This window comes from Aminomonas paucivorans DSM 12260 (genome assembly GCF_000165795.1).
GTDB classification, from domain to species: domain Bacteria; phylum Synergistota; class Synergistia; order Synergistales; family Synergistaceae; genus Aminomonas; species Aminomonas paucivorans.
This window is the reverse complement of sequence record NZ_CM001022.1, coordinates 550,424-569,366: the sequence shown is the minus strand read 5'-3', so window position 1 is coordinate 569,366 and position 18,943 is coordinate 550,424. Positions and strand designations below refer to the sequence as shown.

Here is an 18,943-nt window from a genome sequence, read left to right as displayed (position 1 = left end):
GTGAACCCTCATCTTCTGGTGGAGGACCGCCGTTTCCGTCAGGCGGATCGGGAGGCCCTCTGGAGCGTGGCCCTCACGGCGGGCTATTTCCTCTGGTGGTTCGGCTTCGCCTACGGCCTGGGAAGCGGCCCCGACGCGGGAACCCGGCTCCTCTGGGGCCTGCCCGTCTGGTTCACCGCAAGCTGCGTCCTGGGGGGGCCGGTGTTCCTGATCGCCGTGGCCTGGGTGGTCCGTCGGGTCTTCGTGGACCTGCCCCTGGACCCCTGGGAGGAGACCTCCCGATGAGCGGCCTGAACTGGGGGGTGCTGCTCCCCATTCTGGCCTACCTGGGGATCCTGTACCTGGTGGCGGCCCGCTCGAACCGCCTGATGACCCGCTCCTCCTCCTTCCTGGAGGAGTACTTCCTGGGCAGCCGGGGCATGGGGGCCTTCGTCCTGGGCCTCACCCTGGTGGCCACCTACGCCAGCGGCAGCAGCTTCCTGGGGGGACCCGGGGTGGCCTACAAGATGGGCCTGGGCTGGGTGCTTCTGGCCATGATCCAGGTGCCCACGGCCCTGCTCACCCTGGGGGTGCTGGGCAAGCGGTTCGCCATCCTGGCGAGGCGCATCGGCGCGGTGACCCTGAACGACTTCCTTCGGGCCCGGTACGAGAGCCCCTGGGTGGTGGTCCTGGGGGCGGTGGCGGCGCTGGTGTTCTTCTCCGCCGCCATGACCGCCCAGTTCGTGGCGGGGGGACGCCTCCTCCAGTCCGTCACGGGGCTGCCCTACGGGGGGGCGCTGGCCCTGTTCGCCGGGACGGTGGTGCTCTACACCACCGTGGGGGGCTTCCGGGCGGTGGTGCTCACCGACGCGGTGCAGGGGGTGGTGATGCTGCTGGGGACCCTGCTGCTGCTGGGAGCCACGGTGGCGGCGGGGGGCGGGATCGGGCACATCACCGCCACCCTGCGGTCCATCGACCCGGCCCTGCTCACCCCCTTCGGCCCGGGGGGCTTCGTGTCCCGGCCCTACATCCTCTCCTTCTGGGTCCTGGTGGGCTTCGGGGTAGTGGGCCTCCCCTTCTCGGCGGTGCGCTGCATGGGCTACCGGGACAGCCGATCCCTCCACCGGGGGATCCTTCTGAGCACCGGGGTCCTGGCGGCCCTCATGTTGGGGATGCACCTGGCGGGGGTCTTCGGCCGGGCGGTCCTGCCGGACCTGACGGAGGTGGACCGGATCATCCCGGAACTCTCCCTGCACCTTCTGCCCCCGGTCCTGGCGGGGCTCTTCCTGGCGGGCCCCCTGGCGGCCATCATGTCCACGGTGGACTCCCAGCTCATCCTGGCCTCCGCGGCGGTGGTGAAGGACCTGTACCTGAACTACGTCTCCCCGGGGGCGGAGGCCACCCCGGAGGGGAAGGCCCGGGTGAAGCGCCTCTCCCTGGGCTGCACCGCCCTCCTGGGAATCCTCCCCTTCCTGGTGGCCTACGACCCGCCCACCATCATCGTGTGGATCAACCTGTTCGCCTTCGGGGGGCTGGAGGCGGCCTTCCTGCTGCCCACGGTGCTGGGGCTCTACTGGAAGCGGGCCAACGCCCCGGGCGCCCTGGCCTCCATGGCCGTGGGGATGGTCTCCTTCGTGGCGATCCAGCAGGTGACCAAGCGCGTCCTGGACATGCACGTCATCGTCCCCTCCCTGGCCCTGGCAGCGGCGGCCTTCGTGGCGGTGAGCCTCGTCACGGCGCCTCCCAAGGAGCGGGTGCTGCACCTCTTCTGGGGGGACCGTCCCCTCCCCTGACTTCCGCCCCGGACTGAAATGGACGAGGGGAGGCCCCATGGGGCCTCCCCTCTTTCGTCCCGCTTCGATCCGTCCCGACTCCCTAAGGCATGGGGCTGTTCCACCACACCGGATCCCCCAAGGAGAAGCCGAAGGTAAACTCCCCGCTCTGGTCATACACCACCAGGAGTCGTCCGTTGAAGAACTGGCCGGGGATGGAGAAGGAGACCCCCGTCTCCCATCCTTCGGCGGTGCGGGACCAGTCCTCGTAGACCGCCCCCCAGGTACCGAAGACCTCCGCGTTGATCCGTCCCCACCAGGTCTTCATGAGGGTATGCCCCACCCCCAGCTGGGCCCAGACGGCCTGCTCCCCCTGGAGGGGGTGATCCGCCAGGCTGTACAGCTCCTCCTGATCCCCCAGGTAGGCCCGGTGGGCGGGGTTGCTGTTGTCCCCGGTCTCCACGCCGCCCCGCAGGACCACCCGCCAGTCCTCCTGCCAGGGAAGGTAGGCCTGGAACTCCGTGCGGGAGAGCACCGTCTCCAGCTTGGGGGACCACACGTCGGCGGTGACAGAGTAGCCCCGGGTGGGATACAGCACGTTGTCCAGGGCGTTGTGGGCCAGGTGCAGGTAGGGCCCCACGGAGTCCTCGTCCCGCCCGTCGATGCGCAGGTGTTCCGCCAGCACCCCGAAGCCCGTGCGGGTGTTGCCGTTCTCCACGTAGTAGACCCCCCGGAAGCCGTAGCGCTCCCACTCGTCCGCCGGGGCGTTGGAGGGTTCGTAGTTCTCCTCCCGGGCGGTGAGGGAGAAGCCCCACTGGCTGTTGCCCCGGTAGGGGGTGAAGTAGCGCAGCTCCGCCCCCCACTGGTCCCCGAAGCGGTACTGGAAGTCCATCACGTCCCCCTCCCGCACCAGGTCCCGACGGATGGCGGAGAGGTTCACCCAGCGGTCGGTGTGCAGGTTGGTGACGTAGCCGTCCAGCCCCACCTCCATGGCGGGCCGGCGCTGGAAGGAGAGCACCACCGCCACCCCGTCGCCCTGGTCCTCCACGTAGCCGCTGGCAGAGACGAAGTCCTCCCGGCGGCTCAGCCGGTCCGCGGCGAGGTTCACCGCGTCCATGTCCAGGGGATGCCCCACCCAGTGCTGGTACTGGTGCCGGATGTCCCGGGCCATGGAGTCGGGCAGTCCCTCGATGCGCAGGGCCGTCACCGGGGGGATGCGCCGTGGTTCGGGAGAGGCCGACGGGGTCGGGGGCACCGCGGCCAGGGAGCAGGAGTCCGTCAGGGCGCAGATCTGGGGGGACATCCCCCGGGCGGCGGTCTCCCCCGCCTCCACGATGCGGTCGTACCCCGAGGAGTCCAGGATGCCGAAACCCTCCAGGTTCGGGGCGATGAGGAGGTCCGCCCGGCGGGCCTCCTCCCGGATGCCCTGGGCGGTCATGATGTTCAGGGTCTGGGAGATCACGTCGGTGATGGACCGGAAGCTCTTCCGGTCCTTGGTGATGTCGTCGGGGGAGAGGTTCACCGCCAGGATGGGGTGCCCCGGAAAGAGTTCCCGGGCGATGGACACGGGGAGGTTCGCCACCAGCCCCCCGTCCACCAGCAGCTTCCCCTCCATGGTCCAGGGGTCGAAGAGCCCGGGGATGGACATGGAGGCCCGCAGGGCGGAGGCCAGGTTGCCCCGGCGCAGCACCACCGCCTCCCCCGTCTGCAGGTCCGTGGCCACCGCCGCAAAGGGGATGGGCAGGTCGTTGAAGCTGGGGCCGCTGGCCCGGGTGGCGGTGATCTGGTTCAGGTAGTTGAACAGCCCCACCGCCGCCATGCCCCCCATGGGGCCGATGCGGTCGTGGTCCTTGTCGAAGTGGACCTGGAAGAGGGAGACCACTCCCCCGGGGGGCCGGTTATCCCCCGTGTCCACCCGCTCCCGGTGGGCCCGGTCGGAGAGGAGGTCCAGGAAGTTGGACTCCACCACCAGGCGGTGGAGTTCCTGGGCGCTGTAGCCGCAGGCGTAGAGCCCCCCGATGATGGACCCCATGCTGGTGCCCACGATGGCGGAGATGGGGACCTTCAGCTCCTCCAGGACCTTCAGGACCCCGATGTGGGAGATCCCCCGGGTGCCCCCTCCGGAGAGGACCAGCACCACCCCGGGCTTCAGATCCACCAGAGGGATTCCCCCCACGTCCGCCCGCGCCCCCCCCGCGAGGGCGAGCAGAAGCGAGAGGACCAGGGAAAGGACGACGAAACGTCTCGACATGGATGCCATGACCAGCCTCCTGGAGCGGCGGCGAGGCCGCCGCCGGATGGACTCCAGGATACCACGAAGGGCTCCGGCATGGCCGGAGCCCTTCGTCTCGTCCCGTCCTTCGGGGAAGGTCAGCGGCGTCCCAGCAGGAACCCCCCGCCCAGTTCGTCCCCCGCCTGTTCCACCAGGAGGTTGAAGCCCGTCACGGAGGGCCGTCCCCGGACCCAGGGCAGCACCGTTTCATAGGGCCCCACCTGGGGTCCCGGCTCGAAGCCTCCCCGGAACAGGCTGCCCGTGACGCTCTGGTGCACGAACACCTCTCCGGGACGCAGCTTCCCCTCCGCCGCCAGCAGGGCCAGCTTGGCGCTGGTTCCGGTGCCGCAGGGAGACCGGTCCACGGAACCCTCGGCGAAGACCACGCAGTTGCGGGTGAGCCCCTCCTGGGGGATCTCCTTGTAGAACTCCACCAGTTCCACTCGGTCGATGTCCGGCTCCAGGGGGTGGCGCACCGGGACCTCCCGATTGATGACGTCCCGAAGCTCCAGGGCCAGGGAGGTCATGCGGCCGCACTCCTCCGCCTGGACCTGGAACCCCAGCTGCTCCCCCGGGAGGATGGCAAAGAAGTTGCCCCCGAAGGCGATGTCGAAGACCACCCGTTGCCCCGTGGAGGGCAGCACGACGGAGCAGTCCCGGGCGGCCACGAAGGAGGGCACGTTGGACAGGGTCACGTCCCCGGTGACGCCCCCGGACACCTCCACGGCCAGGCGCACCAGCCCCGCAGGGGTGTCCAGCACCACCTCCGTCACCGGTTCCACCGCGGGCACCATCCCCAGGTCCAGCAGGGCCCGGGCCACGCCGATGGAGCCGTGGCCGCACATGGTGAGGTACCCCGCCGTGTCCACGAAGAGCACCCCCACGTGGGCCTCCTCCCGGCAGGGAGGGGTGAGGAAGGCGCAGACCATGTCCCCGTGCCCCCGGGGCTCCCGGGAGATGAAGCAGCGAAAGGCCTCCTGTTCCTCCCGGAACTCCTTCCACCGCTCCATCATGGTCTTCCCGCGAAGCACCGGCCCCCCCGCCAGGATGATCCGGGTGGGTTCCCCTCCCGTGTGGCTGTCCACCGCATGGACGAAACGACGCAGCTCCATCCTCTTCCCCCCTTTGCCCGATGTGGCATTCATCGTACATGGATTGACCCGGGGTTACAAGAAGGAGACCAAAGGAAACTCGACGTCTTTGTCGCGACTTACTCCCGCTCTTCCCTCCTGTAGGGCACCCCCAGGGCGGCGGGGGCTCCCAGGAGGATCCCCTTGCCCTTGCGGAGGGAGATGAACAGGAGCACCAGGATGGTGAGCAGGTAGGGGAGCATGAGCAGAAGGGGCGCGGGAACGCTGCTTCCCGCCGCCTGGATGCGGAGCTGCAGGGCCTCCACCCCCCCGAAGAGGTAGGACCCCAGGGCGGCCCGCAGGGGATGCCAGATGCCGAAGATCACCAGGGCCAGGGCGATCCAGCCCCGCCCCGCGGTCATGCCCTCCACCCACATCTGGGTGTACACCACCGACAGGTACGCCCCCCCCAGACCCGCCAGGGCTCCCCCCAGCAGGGTGTAGAGGTACCGGATCCGGGCCACCGGGAGCCCCATGGCGTCGGCGGCCCGGGGGTTCTCCCCCACCGCCCGCAGGTTCAGGCCGCTGCGGGTGGAGAAGAGGAACCAGCACAGGAAGGCCGTGAGGAGGTACGAGACGTACACCAGGGGGTCGTGGCGGAAGAACACGGGGCCGAGGAAGGGAATCTGGGACAGCCCCGGAAGGGGCAGGGGCCCCAGGCCCCGGATGGTCTCCCCGATGGAGGCGCGCCCCAGGAGGGAACTCAGGCCGGTACCGCAGAGGGTGAGGGCCAGGCCGCTCACCACCTGGTTGGCCCCCAGGTGGATGCAGGCGAAGGCGTGCACCGTCACCAGCAGGGCCCCCGCCAGGGCCGCCGCCAGAAGCCCCAGCCAGGGGTTCCCGGTGCTCTTGGTGACGGAGAAGCCCGCGTAGGCCCCCACCAGCATGACCCCCTCCAGCCCCAGGTTCATGATGCCCGCCCGCTCGGTGAGGATCTCCCCCAGGGTGGCGTAGAGCACCGGGGTGCCGCTGCGCACCGCCGCCGCCAGGATGGGAACGAGGATCTCCATGGTCTCACTCCTCCCCGCGCCGCCGCACCGGGCGCACCCGGTAGCGGCAGAAGGTCTCCCCCGCCAGGAGGAAGAACAGGATCAGCCCCTGGAGCACCTGGGTGCTGGCCAGGGGAAGGCCCATGACGATCTGCAGGGTGTCCCCCCCCACCAGGAGGATCCCCAGGAAGAAGGCCACCAGGGGGACCGCCAGGGGGTTCAGCCGGGCCAGCCAGGCCACGATGATCCCCGTGTAGCCGTAGCCCGTGGAGAAGCCCCGGGCCAACCGTCCCTGGAGCCCCGCCACCTCCCCCATCCCCGCCAGGCCTGCCACGGCCCCGGAGACGAACATCACCAGCACCACGTTGCGCAGCAGGGGGATGCCCCCGTAGGACGCCGCCTTGGGGTTCTCCCCGATGACCCGGATCTCGTAGCCCCACCGGGTCCAACGGAGCACCACCCGGAAGGCCGCCGCCACCCCCAGGGCCAGGAGCAGCCCCAGGTGGATCCGGGTGTCCCCCAGGTGGAACAGCCGGGCCGCGTCGGGGAACGCGGCGGTCATGGGGAAGCCCAGGCTGGTGGGGTCCTTCCAGGCCCCGTAGATGAAGTAGTCCACCAGGAGGATGCCGATGTAGTTCAGCATGAGGGTGGTGATGATCTCGTTGACGTGGAAGCGGGCCTTGAGGAAGCCCGCCAGGGCCGCCCACAGCCCCCCGGCGATCGCCGCAGCCAGGGTCATGAGGACGAACATGGCCAGGGAGCTGTCCACGAAGCAGTAGCGCACCACCGCCACCGTGGCCAGGGCCCCCAGGTGGAGCTGCCCCTCCATGCCGATGTTCCACAGGAGCATCCGGTAGCACAGAGCCCCCGCCAGCCCCGTGAGGGTGAGGGGGATGGCCTTCACCACCACCTCGCTGGCCCCGTAGGCGCTTCCCAGGGCCCCCTTGAACATCTCCCCGTAGGCCTGGAGGGGGTTCACCCCCAGGAGGGCGAAGAGCACCCCCCCCGCAAGAAGCGCCAGCACCAGGGCTCCTGCGGGCACCGCCAGGTTCACCCACCGGGGCACCTCCAGCCTCGGCTCCAGACGGAAACCCATCACGCCGCACCTCCCCCGCACAGCCCCGCGTCCGCCCCGGCCATCATCAGGCCCACGGTCTCCTGGCCGCAGCTTCGGGGATCCTCCAGGACCCCCATGATCCGGCCCTGGTAGACCACCGCCAGCCGGTCGGAGAGCTGCAGCAGCTCGTCCAGGTCCTCCGACACCAGGAGCACCCCCGCCCCCCGGTCCCGCTCCCGCCGGAGCTGCTGGTGGACGAACTGGGTGGCCCCCACGTCGAGACCCCAGGTGGGCTGCATGGCCAGCACCACCCGGGGTTCGTCGGAGAGTTCCCGGGCCAGCATGAGCTTCTGCAGGTTCCCCCCGGAAAGCACCCGCACGGGGGATCCCAGGGAGGGGGCGGACACCTCGTAGCGCCCCACCAGCTCCCCGGTGATCCCCGCCAGCACCTCCCAGTCCACGAAGAAGCGCCAGCGACACCCGGGCTTCTTCCAGTAGCGCTTGAGGGCCACGTTCTCCCGGAGGTTCATGTTGGGGATCAGCCCCGTGCCCTTCCGGTCCGCGGGGATGTAGGCCACCTGGCGCTCCTGGAAGCGCCGGGGAGAGGCCCCCGTGAGGTCCTCTCCCTCCAGGAACACCTGCCCTCCCTCCAGGGGGCGCAGCCCCGCGCAGACCTCGCAAAGCTCCTGCTGGCCGTTGCCCGCCACCCCCGCCAGCCCCAGGATCTCCCCGGAGCGGAGGGACAGGGACAGGCCCTTCAGGACCTCCACCCCCCGGTCGTTGCGGGCCCGAAGGTCCCGGCACTCCAGCACCGTCGCCCCGGAACGCCCCTCCCGGGGGGGGACCTGGAAGTCCACCTTCCGGCCCACCATCATTTCCGCCAGCTCCTCCCGGGTCACCCCCGAGGCGGGCACCGTGGAGACCCGGACCCCCTTGCGGAGCACCGTCAGGCGATCCGACAGGGCCAGGACCTCCTCCATCTTGTGGGAGATGAACACCACCCCGTGCCCCTCCCCGGTCATGCGGCGGAGGGTGGCGAAGAGCTGCTTCGCCTCCTGGGGGGTGAGAACCGACGTGGGCTCGTCCAGCACCAGCACCCGGCTTCCCCGGTAGAGCATCTTCAGGATCTCCACCCGCTGCTGTTCTCCGATGGAGAGCTGCCACACCCGGGCCAGGGGGTCCACCTCCAGGCCGTAGCGCCCCGAAAGCTCCCGGATCCGCTCCACCACCGCCCTGCGGGGAAGCACCTGGGGGGTGTCCTCCAGCCCCAGGATCATGTTCTCCCACACCGAGAGCACCGGCACGAGCATGAAGTGCTGGTGCACCATGCCGATCCCCCGGGCGATGGCGTCCCGGGGGGAGCGGAAGGCCACGGGGACCCCCTGGACCTCCAGGGTGCCCCCGTCGGGGGCGTAGATCCCCGAGAGGACGTTCATCAGGGTGGTCTTCCCCGCCCCGTTCTCCCCCAGGAGGCTGTGCACCTCCCCGGGATACAGGTCGAAGTCCACGCCCCGGTTGGCGTGGACCCCGAAAAAGGTCTTGTCGATGCCCCGCATGGACACCAGCGGGGCCGGTCCGTCGTTCATGGAGAGCCTCCTCCGTCGTAGGGTCGTGAAGTCGGGATCGCCTGCATGGTAGCACACAACGAAACGGGCCGCCCCCCGAAGGAGGCGGCCCGTCGGCACGTCCCGAGTCATCCGGCCCTAGCGCGGGGTCAGCACCGTCCCCAACCACTGGAAACGCCAGGAACGGACCTGCACGGGGAGGTACTGTTCCGATTCCTTTCCCAGAACCCAGCCGGTCTCCTTCGTACGGGCCAGGAGCAGGGAGCGGGAACGCCCCAGCACGTCCTGAGGGGACTCCAGCTCCTCCGGTCGCAGGGTGAACCAGCCGTCTCCCCCCCAGGCGTAGACCACCGAGGGTTTGTCCCCTTTCCAGGCCACGGGAACCCGAGGCTGGTCCATCAGGCCCATCCGGTCCACCGTGACCCGCCAATCCCCCACGGCGGTGAACCGGGGGTCGGTCATCCAGGCGGAGACCACCACCCACCCCTCCGCGGGCTGGCTGCCCGGGGGAGCCGGAGGAAGGTCCAGGGAGGCGGGGGCCCCCGACGCGGCGTCTCCCGAAGCGGGAGCCTGGGCGGGAACCCTGGTCCCCGCCAGCAGCGGGGCTTTCCAGGGGGAGTGCACCACCATGGGGCGAAGCCAAAGGTCCCGCCGGCCCGGCGTCAGGGCGGGATACTCCGGATCGATGGCCACGGCCCGACCGAAGGCGTTCTGGGCCCGTTCGTAGTCCCCCTGGGCGGCGAAGGCCCGGCCCAGCCAGTACCAGCCGTCCACGGACCGGGGCTTCAGGGCCAGATACTGCCGCAGGTAGACCACCGCCCCCTTGAGGCGCCCTTCCTCCACCATCTGCTGCCCCGCCCGCCAAGCCTGACGCACCACTTCCTGCTCCACCTTGGAAACGGGCTTGGGGGCGACCTTCTTTTTGCGTTTCGCCGCCTCCGCGTCGTCGGGGCTTCCCAACCCCGCCGCCACCCCCAGGATCAGCGCCGCCGCGAGGGTTTTTCGCAACCAGTTCTTCATGCCATGCCGCCCCTTTCTCCTGCCTCTCCCCCGCAAAGGGCGGGGTCTCTCCCGATCCCCCGGAGAGGGGAGATCCGTTCCAGGGTTCCTGCAGCGGGGAAGCTCGTCCAGTGCCCCGAGGAGGGTTCCCTCGTCAAAGCTGTCCCTTCCGGGGCGCCAGGATGGGCACGGAGAGGGCGTCTCCGGGCTCCAGGGGGGCCCGTTTGTGCTCCGAGACCACCTGCACCACCCCGTCCCGCTCCTGGAGGAACACCACCTTCACCTTCCCCACCACCTGGGGGTAGAGCATCACCGGCTCCTCCGCGTCCACGGTGCGGGCTGCGGACGCCCGGGTCACCGCCAGCACGTCCCCCACCTTGAGGGAATCGTCCCGCCCCAGGTTGATGTGGAACCGCTTGGCCCGCCGGTCCCAGGTGCCCTCCAGACCCTCCGCGGGGGTGGCCACCGCGGTCAGGCGACCCAGGATGCGGTAGCCCGTGTAGTTCCGGAGCAGCTCGTTCGCCGCCTGCCTCAGGGCGTCCTGGATGGCCATCCAATAGACGGTGCGCTCGAAGTCCTTCCACAGCACGGGCTGTTTGTCCAGGATGTCCAGATACTCCGGGTTCCAGCGGGTCTCCCGCCCCTTCACCACCGTGGTGAAGAGGACGTCCTTGGTGAGGGCCCGGTAGACGGTCATGCGCACGAAGGCCCGGCCGGTCATCTTGGAGCCCATGGTGTTGCGGTTCGTGAAGGCCGCGTCCTCCAGGTTGATCTTGAGCACCACGTCGTCGGGGGTGAAGCCGTGGGTGGGCCATCCCGCCCCCAGTTCCTTGTCCACCAGGGTGGCGGTGATGAGAGGGGACTCCTTGAGGAGGTTCTGGAAGAAGAAGGTCATATGCTCCGGAAGGGCGTCCCCGGGCTCGTAGCGGCTGGGCCACACCTTGAAGTAGGACAGGTTGTGGATGGGGGTGGCGAGGCGGAAGCGGAGCCCCACCTGGGGGTCCACCACGTCCGCCCGGGCGGCCGCCCCCCACAGGGCGATCCCCAGCAGGCTCGATGCCAGGACGACGAGGACGCGAGAGCGAAGCGGTCGAAGAGGGTTCACGGTGATCCTCCCGGAAATTGCGGCGCGCCGCAGGATGCACAAGGGGTTTCCTTGTCCTTCTGGTAGTATCGGCCCTCGGGGGAGGAGGATCAAGGCGCGTTTCCCTCTCTCTGAGCCGATCCCCCCGAGACGGGGCCTTCCGTCGCCAGGCGGCTCGTACCCTCCTCCCGGGACAGATGCCAACACCTCGTCGTCAGGGTGCGGAGAAAGACCTCGTCGTGGCTCACCAGGATCAGGGCCCCGGGAAAAGGGGCAAGAGCCCGCTCCAGCAGGAGCGTGGCGGGCAGGTCCAGGTGGTTCGTGGGCTCGTCCAGTACCAGGATCTGGGGATCCGCCAGGGCCCCCAGGGCCAGGAATCCCTTGCGCAGCTCCCCCGGGCTGGGAAACGGGCCGGCGAGGAGAGCGTCCGGGGAGGAACCCAACCCCGCCATCACCGCCCCGGCAAGGCCGCGGCGCCTCGGGTCCAGGCGGCGAAAGGCCTCGACCAGTTCCCGGGTCGACCGTTCCTCCAGCTCCTGGGGAAGATACAGCACCCGCTCCGGGGGGACGTTCAGCAGGGGCAGAAGGTGCCGCAGGAGGGTGGATTTGCCGGAACCGTTGGGCCCCGCCAGGGCCACCCGATCCCCCGGCTCCAGCCGCAGGTCCGGAAAGCGCAGCCACCTCCCGCCCCCCAGGGACAGTTTTCCCCCCGGGAGATCCAGGAGGCGGTTGCGGGAAGAGCGGGAACCGGGCAGGCGAAAGGACAGGATCTCGGGACGGCGGACCTCCCGAGCCTCCAGGTCCCGTTCCCGCTGGGCCAGGCGACCTTCCATCTGCCGCAGCAGCCGCCCCGCCAGGCCGTCCCGTCCCGTCACCCGGGCCCGGTCGAGGCGCTCCCGACCGTCGGAGTCGCGAGGCGCCAAGTCCCGCTTGGACCGCTTCCGGTCCGCCCGATCCGCCTCCTCCCGACGCCTGCGCCGTTCCTTTTCCAGGCGGACCAGCTCCCGTCGGTCCCGCTCGTAGGCCTCCCGGGCGGCGCGGCGCCCCTCCTCCCGAACCCGAAGGGCGGCGGTGTAGTTGCCCGGCAGCAGAATCGCCCGGGGCGGGTCCAGGAAAAGGCAGCGCACCGCAAGGACGTCCAGCAGCTCCCGGTCGTGGCTCACCAGGAGCCCCACCCCCCCGAAACGCCTCAGGGAGCGAAGCAGCAGATCCCGGGCCTGCCGATCCAGGTGGTTCGTCGGCTCGTCCAGGAGCAGAAGGTCCGGCTCCTCCAGGAGGGCGACGCCGATCTGGACCCGCTTGCGCTCCCCCGGGCTCAGGGTCTCCCAGCGCTCCGCCCAGGAGGGATCCAGCTCCAGTTCGGCCCGAAGGCGGGCCGGGCGAGGGAGGGGAGAGCGGAGCAGATCGACCCACCCCACCGGAGGGAGGGCGACCCCCTGGGGACAGAACCGTCTTCTTCCCGGGGAGGCCACGTTCCCCGACGAGGGGAGCAGCTCCCCCTGGGCGAGGCGGAGCAGGGTGGTCTTGCCGGAACCGTTGGCTCCCACCACGCCGGTCCAACGGGGGGGAAACTCCAGGGTCAGGTCTTCGAAGAGGGGGGACGCGGCCCCCTCGTGGCGGAAAAAGACGCGGGAAAAGGCAAGGGACATGAGGGCACCTCCCGAAACGATTCGGGGCCCGCAGCCGCTCCCTTCCCCCACGGGGAAGCCGGGACTGGAGAAAACGATCTGGGCTGGTGGATGGTTCCGGAATGCCGATGCAGCCCGCCCCGGGAGGAGCGGAGACGGGACACCCCATGGCGGTCCCGCAGGGGGACCGGAGCGGACGCAATCCATGGAGGTCGACCGTCTAGTTCTGGCGCATGGGCATCTCCTTCGCGGGAGGGATGGAATCGGGACCATGGTACCAGAGGAGGGCCTTCCCCGGTACCCCGCGGGAAGCGTCCGGGACCCGGGAAACCCCCGCCCCTTTGCCCTATCCCCGGAATGCCCTTCCGTGCTAGTCTTCCCGCGTCAACCATCTCTTCACCACAAAGGAGTGACGCCGTCATGACTCGTTTTCGGTTCTCCCTGCTTCTCCTCTGTCTTCTCCTTGCCCTGGGAAGCGTCCCCGCCCAGGCGGCCCCCGCCAACCCGGAGAAGGCGGTGGCGGAGGTGCTGGACGCGCTGCACCTCGCCGCCTCCAAGGCGGACGGGAAGGCCTACTTCGCCCTCTTCGCCCCCGACGCGGTCTTCTTCGGCACCGACAAGACCGAGCGGTGGCCCCTGAAGGAGTTCCAACCCTACGGGCAGAAGCGCTTCGACACGGGCAAGGGCTGGACCTACAAGCCCACGGAGCGGCACGTCTTCTTCAGCGGCGACGGGAAGACCGCCTGGTTCGACGAGCGGCTGGCCCACTCCGCCGGGGAGGCCCGGGGGACGGGGGTGCTGGTGCACGACGGCAAGGCCTGGAAAATCGTCCAGTACAACCTGAGCTTCCCGGTGCCCAACGACCTGTTCGACCCCATCTACGCCATCATCAAGACCTACGAGGAGAAGAAGTAGCTCCCCCTCCTTCGGCGGCTGAACCGAGGGCTCCACGAAAGAAGGCCCGCTCCCGAAAGGGGGCGGGCCTTCTGGATCGGTGCGCTTCCCGTCGAAGGGCGGCGGACGCCTACTTCGGCACGTCCCCTTCCACGCCCTCCACGAACCAGGTCAGGGAGAGGAGGTCCTTGTCGCTCATGGACTTGCCCGCCGGGACCACCACCTTGCCCTTCTGGTCCTTGATGGGGCCCGCGAAGACGTCCAGCTTGCCCGAAGCGATCTGGGCCTTCTCCTTGGCCACCAGGTCCTTCACGCTCTGGGGAACCCCCTTGCCGAAGGGGGCCAGGTCCACAAGCCCCTTCTCCATACCCCACCAGATGTCCTCGGACTTCCAGGTGCCCTTGGTGACCCCGTCGAGGACGTGCTTGTACACCACGCTCCAGTTCCAGATGGGGGAGGTGAGGAACTTGGTGGGGGCGTAGCGGCTCATGTCGCTGTTGTAGCCGATGACCCAGACCCCCAGCTCCTCCGCCGCCTGGGGGGCGGCGCCGGTGTCGGCGTGCATGGCGATGACGTCGGACTTGGCGTCCACCAGGGCCTTGGTGGCCTCCTTCTCCTTGGCGGGATCATGCCAGGAGAAGATCCACACCACCTTCACCTTCGCCTTGGGGTTGGCCTTCCGCACCCCCAGGGTGAAGGCGTCGATGTGCCGGATCACCTCCGGGATGGGGTAGGCGGCCACGTAGCCGATGGTGTTGCTCTTGGTCATCTTCCCCGCCACGAGCCCCGAGAGGTACCGGGCCTGGTACATGCGGCCGAAGTAGGTCCCCACGTTGGCGGCTCGCTTGTAGCCGGAGCAGTGCATGAAGATCACGTCGGGGTGCCGCTTGGCCACGTTCTGCACCGGGTCCATGAACCCGAAGGAGGTGGCGAAGATCACCTTGGAACCGTTGCGGATGAAGGTCTCCATGACCCGCTCCGCGTCGGGTCCCTCGGGCACGGACTCCACGTAGCTGGACTTGAGACCGGGGTAAGCCTTGTCCATGGCCTTGCGGGCCAGGTCGTGCATGTAGGTCCAGCCGCCGTCCCCCACGGGCCCCACGTAGACGTACCCCGACTTGATGTCCTTCGGCGCCACCGCGGGCAGGGCCCAGGCCGCGCCGCACAGGAGGGAGAGCCCCAGGCACAGGGCGACCCAGAACGAAATCCGCTTCACGAAAACCGCCTCCTCCAAGGTTGGTTGGGTGACAGAGCCCAGAATACCACAACTTTTTCCCTCAGTTCCCGAGAAATTCTCCCCCGCCAGGCGGACATTCCCCCCCTCGCCTTGCGCGAACCGCCCTCGGCGTCGTACCCTCGTAGGGTCGTCAGACTCAAACCCCCGGGAGGATGAGATCCATGTCCGATGCCGCCGACCGCTACCACAAGACCTACCCCGTAAGCTGGGACCAGCTCCAGCGAGACTGCCGGGCCCTGGCCTGGCGCCTCCTGAACCTGCGTCCCTGGACCCGCATCCTGGCGGTGGCCCGGGGAGGCCTGGTGCCCGCGGCCATCATCGCCCGGGAGCTGAACATCCGCCTGGTGGATACGGTGTGCGTGTCCAGCTACACCCTGCGCACCCAGGGCGAGGCCAGCATCCTCAAGCGCCCGGACCTGGAGGACATGGACGAGGACTGTCTCATCGTGGACGACCTGGTGGACACGGGCAGAACCGCCAAGGTGGTGCGGGATCTCTTCCCCCGGGCCCACTTCGCCGCGGTGTACGCCAAGCCCGAGGGGCGTCCCCTGGTGGACTCCTACATCACCGAGGTGAGCCAGGACACCTGGATCCTCTTCCCCTGGGACTCCACCTGCGCCTTCTGCACCCCCATCGTGGACCAGGACCGCTAGGCTTCCGGAGCCGGGGGCGGAGCAGGACGCTCCTCCCTCAGGCGCTTCCCCGTGAGGACGAAGAAGGCCAGCTCCGCCACGTTGGTGGCGTGGTCCCCCACCCGTTCCAGGTGACGGGCCGCGGACAGCTCCGTCAGGGTCCGGCGGGCCCCCGACTCCCCCTCCGGGGGGCAGGTGCCGAGGAGGCGCACCGTGTCCTCCCTTACCTGAAACCACAGGGCGTCCACATCGTCGTCCCGCCGCACCACCCGCTCCGCCAGGGGGGCATCCCCCCGCACCAGGGCGTCCAGGGCATCGTCCACCATCTCGAAGCAGAGTTCCCCCATGCGCCGCAAGGGTCCCTCCAGGGGAAGGGGAGCGGGCTCGGGAAAGAGGCGCAGGGCTTCCTCCGCCACGTTTTCCGCCTCGTCCCCCATGCGCTCCAGATCCTTGACGATGCGCAGCACCGCGAAGACGAAGCGGAGGTCCTCCCGCACGGGCTGGCGCAGGGCCAAAAGGCGCAGGCACTCCTGCTCCACCTGCACCTCCATCTCGTCCACCCCGTCGTCCCCCGAGGCCCCGGCCAGAGCCGCCGCCTCGTCCCGCTCCGTCAGGCCCCGAACCGCCGACTCCAGGTTCTCCCGGACCAGGGCCCCCATGCGCACCACCATCTCCACCAGACCCTGACGGTCCCGGCCGAAGAACCGCTCATCCGCCCCCGGGTCCGGTTCCCTCCGGAAGAAGGACATGGGGCTCCTCTAGGTCCACCAGGGCAGGAGACGCCGGATCATGGCCCGGAGGGGCTGTCGGGAGGGCTCCCCGTTCAGGGTGCGGAAGGCGTGGTCCACCCCCTCCAGCTCCTGGTAGAACCGATCCGGCTCGGGAAGGGGGGCCAGGTCCACCAGGCGGCGGCAGGCCCCTTGGGTGAAGGTCTCGTCCTTGGTCCCCCGGAAGGCCCCCAGGCGGATCCCCGAGAGGTTCCGGGCCGCCTCGTGGAGCCACCGCTGCTCCGGCAGGCTGTCCAGGACGGGCAGCCGGGTCTGGTCCTCCCTCCCCTGTTTGAGGGAGTCCCCGCTTCCCGCGAGAACCAGCCCCCGCAGGTGGGGCACGGAAAACTCCTTCCGCCCCAGGAGGGGCCCCGCCGCCCGACCTGCCAGAAGCATCCCCAGAAGCCCCCCCAGGGAGAAACCCCAGATCCACAGGGGGCTAGCGGGCCACAGGGCGGACACCCGATCCAGGGCCGAGGCAGCGTCCGCCAGCTCCTGGAGGAAGGTCTTCCCCTCGAAGGCCGCCACCGCCCAGCCCGCCCGGTCGTCCCCGAAGATCCTCCGATCCCGGCGCTTCCGGCTGGACTCCGCCAGGACGCAGCCAATGCCCTCCTCCGCCAGGAACCGCCCCAGGTCGCCGTACTTCTCCCCCGGGGAGGGATCCGCACAGCCGTGCACCCCGTGGAACACCACCACCAGGGGCAACCTCTCCCCTGCGGGATGGAACCGGCTCATGAGCACCTCCCCGTCCCCGAAGGAGCCGGGGGCGGTGAAGGTCTCCAGCACGTGGCGCCGTCCCGGGCAGGTCATGGGCACACCACGTTCCGGGGCCGCCCCAGGGTCCAGGCCAGCACGTTCTCCAGGGCGATCCGGGCCCGCTCCTCCAAGGCCTCCTCCGTGGCGTAGCCCAGGTGGGGGGTCAGGATCAGCCGGGGGACCTCGAAGAGCACGTGGTCCGGCGGCAGAGGGGGCTCCAGGTCGAACACGTCCACCCCCGCCCCGCCCAGGCGCCCCTCCCGAAGGGCCCGGGCCAGAGCCTGCTGGTCCACCACGGGCCCCCGGGCCACGTTGATCAGCACCCCGTCGGGCTTCATGAGGGACAGGGCCTCCTCCCCGATCAGGCCTCGGGTGGCGTCGGTGAGGGGCACGTGGAGGGACACCAGGTCGGACCGGCGCAGCAGGTCTTCCAAAGACACGTGGAGGATGCCCTCCTCCTCCGCCCCCTCGGGCACGGAACGCCGATGCCCCAGCACGGAGCAGCCGAAGGCGGCGGCCAGGCGGGCCACCTCCTTGCCGATGGCCCCGGTGCCCACCACGCCGAAGGTCTTGCCCCGCAGCTCCCGCTGGCGCAGCCCCTCCAGGGTGCCGCCGCTTCGGGCCGCCCCGTCCGCCGGAAGGATCTGCCGGAAGAGGGCCAGCGCCAGGCCCAGGGTCAGCTCCGCCACCGCGGAGGTGGCGTACCCTGCGGCGTTGGACACCAGGATGCCCCGGGTCCGGCAGGCCTCCAGGTCCAGATGGTCCACCCCCGTGAAGGCCACGGAGATCATCTTCAGGTTGGGGCAGAGACGCACCACGTCCCCCTTGAGGGCGTGGTTGGCGATCACCACCACGTCCGCGTCGCTGGCCCGTTCCGCCATCACCGCCCAGTTGCGCTCCCGGGTGGCGTAGAACTCCACCTTGTGTCCCGCTTCTCCCAGGGGAGCCGCCAGCTCCGCCAAGCGTTCCTGGCTGACCCCCAGGGGCTCCAGCACCACCACCCGCATGTTCTACCGTCCCCCCGTCTCTTCCTCGTAGATCCGAGGCTCCTCCTGCCCCAGCAGGACCCGAAGGGCCCCCTCCGCCAGGGCCGCCAGCTCGTTCTCCCCCGGAAAGACCTGGAAGGGGGCCACCCAGTCCGCCCAGCGTCGGATGCCCTCCACCAGGGTGTCCCAACGGGCCAGGTGCCCCGTGAGCACCACCCCGTCCACCACCCCCCGAAGCACCGCCCCCCGGGCGGCGATCTCCTTGGCCACCTGGTAGGCCAGGGCCTCCACCACCAGCCGGGCCTTCTCGTCCCCTCCCCGGATGCGGGAATCCAGGACGTGGGGGTCGTCGGTGCCCAGGTGGGCCAGAAGCCCCCCCTTGCGGGTGATGCGGTCCATCATTTCCTCGAAGTCGTAGCGGCCGCTGTAGGCCAGGCGCACCAGCTCCCCGCAGGGCAACCCCCCGGAGCGCTCCCCGGAGAAGGGCCCCTCCCCCTCCAGGGGGTTGTTGACCTCCTCCACCCGGCCCCGATGGTGGGCCCCCACGCTGATGCCGAAGCCCAGGTGGGCCACCACCAGGTTGCACTCCTCGTAGGGACGCCCCAGGGCCCGGGCGGCGTGACGCCCTGCGGCGCGCTGGGAGAGGGCGTGGAACAGGGACTTGCGTTCGATCTCCGGGATGCCCGAAAGCCGGGCCTCCGGGAGAAGTTCGTCCACCACCAGGGGGTCCACCACGAAGGCGGGACGCCCCCCCGCCAGGTCCGCCATCCTCCGGGCCAGGGGCGCCCCCAGGTTGGACACGTGGCAGCCGTAGCGGCAACTCTCCAGCTCCTCCAGCATGGCGGGGGTGACCCGGTAGGTCCCTCCGGGGATGGGGCGAAGCAGTCCCCCCGTTCCCACCACCCCGTCCAGCTTGGCGGGGTCGGTTTCCTGGGCCAGGAGGAGGTCCTGGAGGCTGCGGAGCCGGAAGTCCAACTGGGCCGACACGGAGGGGAACCGGTGCAGATCCTGCAAGGCGTGCTGTCTGCCGTCCCGCCAGAGTTCTCTCTCCCCCTGGAACAGAGCCGCCTCGGTGCTCCGAGGCCGGGGATGGATCGCCAGGATCAGGGGTGCGTGCATGATGCCCTCCTCCCATCCACAAAGGGGGGAGCGTCCGAACCGGACGTCCCCCCGCGAAGGTCTTCGTCTCTGAAGGG

General features: G+C 69.9%; 17 protein-coding genes. 4 read left to right on the top strand and 13 right to left on the bottom strand.

The genetic code is table 11. The features are described from left to right. A complete protein-coding gene (locus APAU_RS13490; protein ID WP_006300100.1) occupies positions 1-285 on the top strand; it encodes a YhdT family protein in 285 nt (94 codons plus the stop codon). Further along, positions 282-1,772, top strand: a complete 1,491-nt coding sequence (gene panF / locus APAU_RS02530) for a sodium/pantothenate symporter (RefSeq protein ID WP_006300099.1) — start codon at positions 282-284, stop codon at positions 1,770-1,772. Before APAU_RS13490 ends, panF begins: the two co-directional genes overlap by 4 nt. A gap of 82 nt (positions 1,773-1,854) precedes the next feature. Here the strand turns inward: panF and APAU_RS02525 are convergent, their stop codons facing one another. The 8 genes from APAU_RS02525 to APAU_RS02490 form a co-directional block, all read right to left on the bottom strand. Beyond that, positions 1,855-4,011: a patatin-like phospholipase family protein gene (locus APAU_RS02525; RefSeq protein ID WP_006300098.1), complete on the bottom strand. Its 2,157-nt coding sequence runs from the start codon at positions 4,009-4,011 to the stop codon at positions 1,855-1,857. A gap of 110 nt (positions 4,012-4,121) precedes the next feature. Further along, positions 4,122-5,135, bottom strand: coding sequence for a proline racemase family protein (locus APAU_RS02520; RefSeq protein ID WP_006300097.1), 1,014 nt, complete (start codon positions 5,133-5,135; stop codon positions 4,122-4,124). Positions 5,136-5,233: 98 nt separating this feature from the next. Next, the gene (locus APAU_RS02515) at positions 5,234-6,163 is read right to left on the bottom strand and encodes an ABC transporter permease (protein ID WP_006300096.1); all 930 of its coding nucleotides are present in this window, start codon (positions 6,161-6,163) and stop codon (positions 5,234-5,236) included. A gap of 4 nt (positions 6,164-6,167) precedes the next feature. Then, on the bottom strand, positions 6,168-7,238 hold the full coding sequence (locus APAU_RS02510) for an ABC transporter permease (protein ID WP_006300095.1): 1,071 nt from the start codon (positions 7,236-7,238) through the stop codon (positions 6,168-6,170). Further along, entirely contained in the window at positions 7,238-8,785 is a 1,548-nt protein-coding gene (locus APAU_RS02505; RefSeq protein WP_006300094.1) for an ABC transporter ATP-binding protein, read from the bottom strand. The genes APAU_RS02510 and APAU_RS02505 overlap by 1 nt, the downstream gene beginning before the upstream one ends. Positions 8,786-8,902: 117 nt before the next feature. Then, complete coding sequence (locus APAU_RS12445; protein ID WP_006300093.1) at positions 8,903-9,784, bottom strand: tetratricopeptide repeat protein; 882 nt, start codon at positions 9,782-9,784, stop codon at positions 8,903-8,905. Between the two features lie 133 nt (positions 9,785-9,917). Next, a complete protein-coding gene (locus APAU_RS02495) occupies positions 9,918-10,868 on the bottom strand; it encodes a FlgT C-terminal domain-containing protein (RefSeq protein WP_156789408.1) in 951 nt (316 codons plus the stop codon). Positions 10,869-10,957: 89 nt separating this feature from the next. Beyond that, positions 10,958-12,496, bottom strand: coding sequence for an ATP-binding cassette domain-containing protein (locus APAU_RS02490; protein ID WP_006300091.1), 1,539 nt, complete (start codon positions 12,494-12,496; stop codon positions 10,958-10,960). 399 nt (positions 12,497-12,895) lie between these two features. Here APAU_RS02490 and APAU_RS13485 point away from each other — a divergent pair, with 399 nt between their 5' ends. Continuing rightward, positions 12,896-13,390 (top strand): nuclear transport factor 2 family protein, encoded by a 495-nt coding sequence (locus APAU_RS13485; protein ID WP_006300090.1) that lies wholly within the window; start codon positions 12,896-12,898, stop codon positions 13,388-13,390. 109 nt (positions 13,391-13,499) lie between these two features. On the opposite strand, the gene APAU_RS02480 is transcribed toward APAU_RS13485, so the two are convergent. Continuing rightward, positions 13,500-14,585: a BMP family ABC transporter substrate-binding protein gene (locus APAU_RS02480; protein WP_006300089.1), complete on the bottom strand. Its 1,086-nt coding sequence runs from the start codon at positions 14,583-14,585 to the stop codon at positions 13,500-13,502. A 182-nt stretch (positions 14,586-14,767) separates the two neighbouring features. On the opposite strand from APAU_RS02480, the gene gpt reads away from it, so the two are divergent. Beyond that, complete coding sequence (gpt, locus tag APAU_RS02475) at positions 14,768-15,259, top strand: xanthine phosphoribosyltransferase (protein WP_006300088.1); 492 nt, start codon at positions 14,768-14,770, stop codon at positions 15,257-15,259. Here gpt and phoU read toward each other — a convergent pair. The 4 genes from phoU to buk are packed head-to-tail and all read right to left on the bottom strand — an operon-like array spanning position 15,256 to position 18,866. Further along, positions 15,256-15,987: a phosphate signaling complex protein PhoU gene (phoU, locus tag APAU_RS02470; protein ID WP_006300087.1), complete on the bottom strand. Its 732-nt coding sequence runs from the start codon at positions 15,985-15,987 to the stop codon at positions 15,256-15,258. The genes gpt and phoU overlap by 4 nt on opposite strands. Positions 15,988-15,996: 9 nt before the next feature. Continuing rightward, a complete protein-coding gene (locus tag APAU_RS02465; RefSeq protein WP_006300086.1) occupies positions 15,997-16,815 on the bottom strand; it encodes a globin family protein in 819 nt (272 codons plus the stop codon). Beyond that, positions 16,812-17,768: a 2-hydroxyacid dehydrogenase gene (locus APAU_RS02460; RefSeq protein ID WP_006300085.1), complete on the bottom strand. Its 957-nt coding sequence runs from the start codon at positions 17,766-17,768 to the stop codon at positions 16,812-16,814. Before APAU_RS02460 ends, APAU_RS02465 begins: the two co-directional genes overlap by 4 nt. Before the next feature lie 3 nt (positions 17,769-17,771). Beyond that, positions 17,772-18,866 carry a butyrate kinase gene (gene buk / locus APAU_RS02455; protein WP_006300084.1) on the bottom strand — a complete coding sequence of 365 codons (1,095 nt, stop codon included), beginning with the start codon at positions 18,864-18,866 and terminating at the stop codon, positions 17,772-17,774. Positions 18,867-18,943: the final 77 nt, after the last annotated feature.

What these genes read in the sequence shown, in the direction of transcription:
- APAU_RS02510 (WP_006300095.1), bottom strand. Translation starts at nt 7,238, where the DNA reads ATGGGTTTCCGTCTGGAGCCGAGGCTGGAGGTGCCCCGGTGGGTGAAC.
- APAU_RS02515 (WP_006300096.1), bottom strand. Translation starts at nt 6,163, where the DNA reads ATGGAGATCCTCGTTCCCATCCTGGCGGCGGCGGTGCGCAGCGGCACC.
- APAU_RS02460 (WP_006300085.1), bottom strand. Translation starts at nt 17,768, where the DNA reads ATGCGGGTGGTGGTGCTGGAGCCCCTGGGGGTCAGCCAGGAACGCTTG.
- APAU_RS12445 (WP_006300093.1), bottom strand. Translation starts at nt 9,784, where the DNA reads ATGAAGAACTGGTTGCGAAAAACCCTCGCGGCGGCGCTGATCCTGGGG.
- APAU_RS02520 (WP_006300097.1), bottom strand. Translation starts at nt 5,135, where the DNA reads ATGGAGCTGCGTCGTTTCGTCCATGCGGTGGACAGCCACACGGGAGGG.
- gpt (WP_006300088.1), top strand. Translation starts at nt 14,768, where the DNA reads ATGTCCGATGCCGCCGACCGCTACCACAAGACCTACCCCGTAAGCTGG.
- panF (WP_006300099.1), top strand. Translation starts at nt 282, where the DNA reads ATGAGCGGCCTGAACTGGGGGGTGCTGCTCCCCATTCTGGCCTACCTG.
- phoU (WP_006300087.1), bottom strand. Translation starts at nt 15,987, where the DNA reads ATGTCCTTCTTCCGGAGGGAACCGGACCCGGGGGCGGATGAGCGGTTC.
- APAU_RS02525 (WP_006300098.1), bottom strand. Translation starts at nt 4,011, where the DNA reads ATGGCATCCATGTCGAGACGTTTCGTCGTCCTTTCCCTGGTCCTCTCG.
- APAU_RS02505 (WP_006300094.1), bottom strand. Translation starts at nt 8,785, where the DNA reads ATGAACGACGGACCGGCCCCGCTGGTGTCCATGCGGGGCATCGACAAG.
- APAU_RS02465 (WP_006300086.1), bottom strand. Translation starts at nt 16,815, where the DNA reads ATGACCTGCCCGGGACGGCGCCACGTGCTGGAGACCTTCACCGCCCCC.
- APAU_RS02490 (WP_006300091.1), bottom strand. Translation starts at nt 12,496, where the DNA reads ATGTCCCTTGCCTTTTCCCGCGTCTTTTTCCGCCACGAGGGGGCCGCG.
- APAU_RS13485 (WP_006300090.1), top strand. Translation starts at nt 12,896, where the DNA reads ATGACTCGTTTTCGGTTCTCCCTGCTTCTCCTCTGTCTTCTCCTTGCC.
- buk (WP_006300084.1), bottom strand. Translation starts at nt 18,866, where the DNA reads ATGCACGCACCCCTGATCCTGGCGATCCATCCCCGGCCTCGGAGCACC.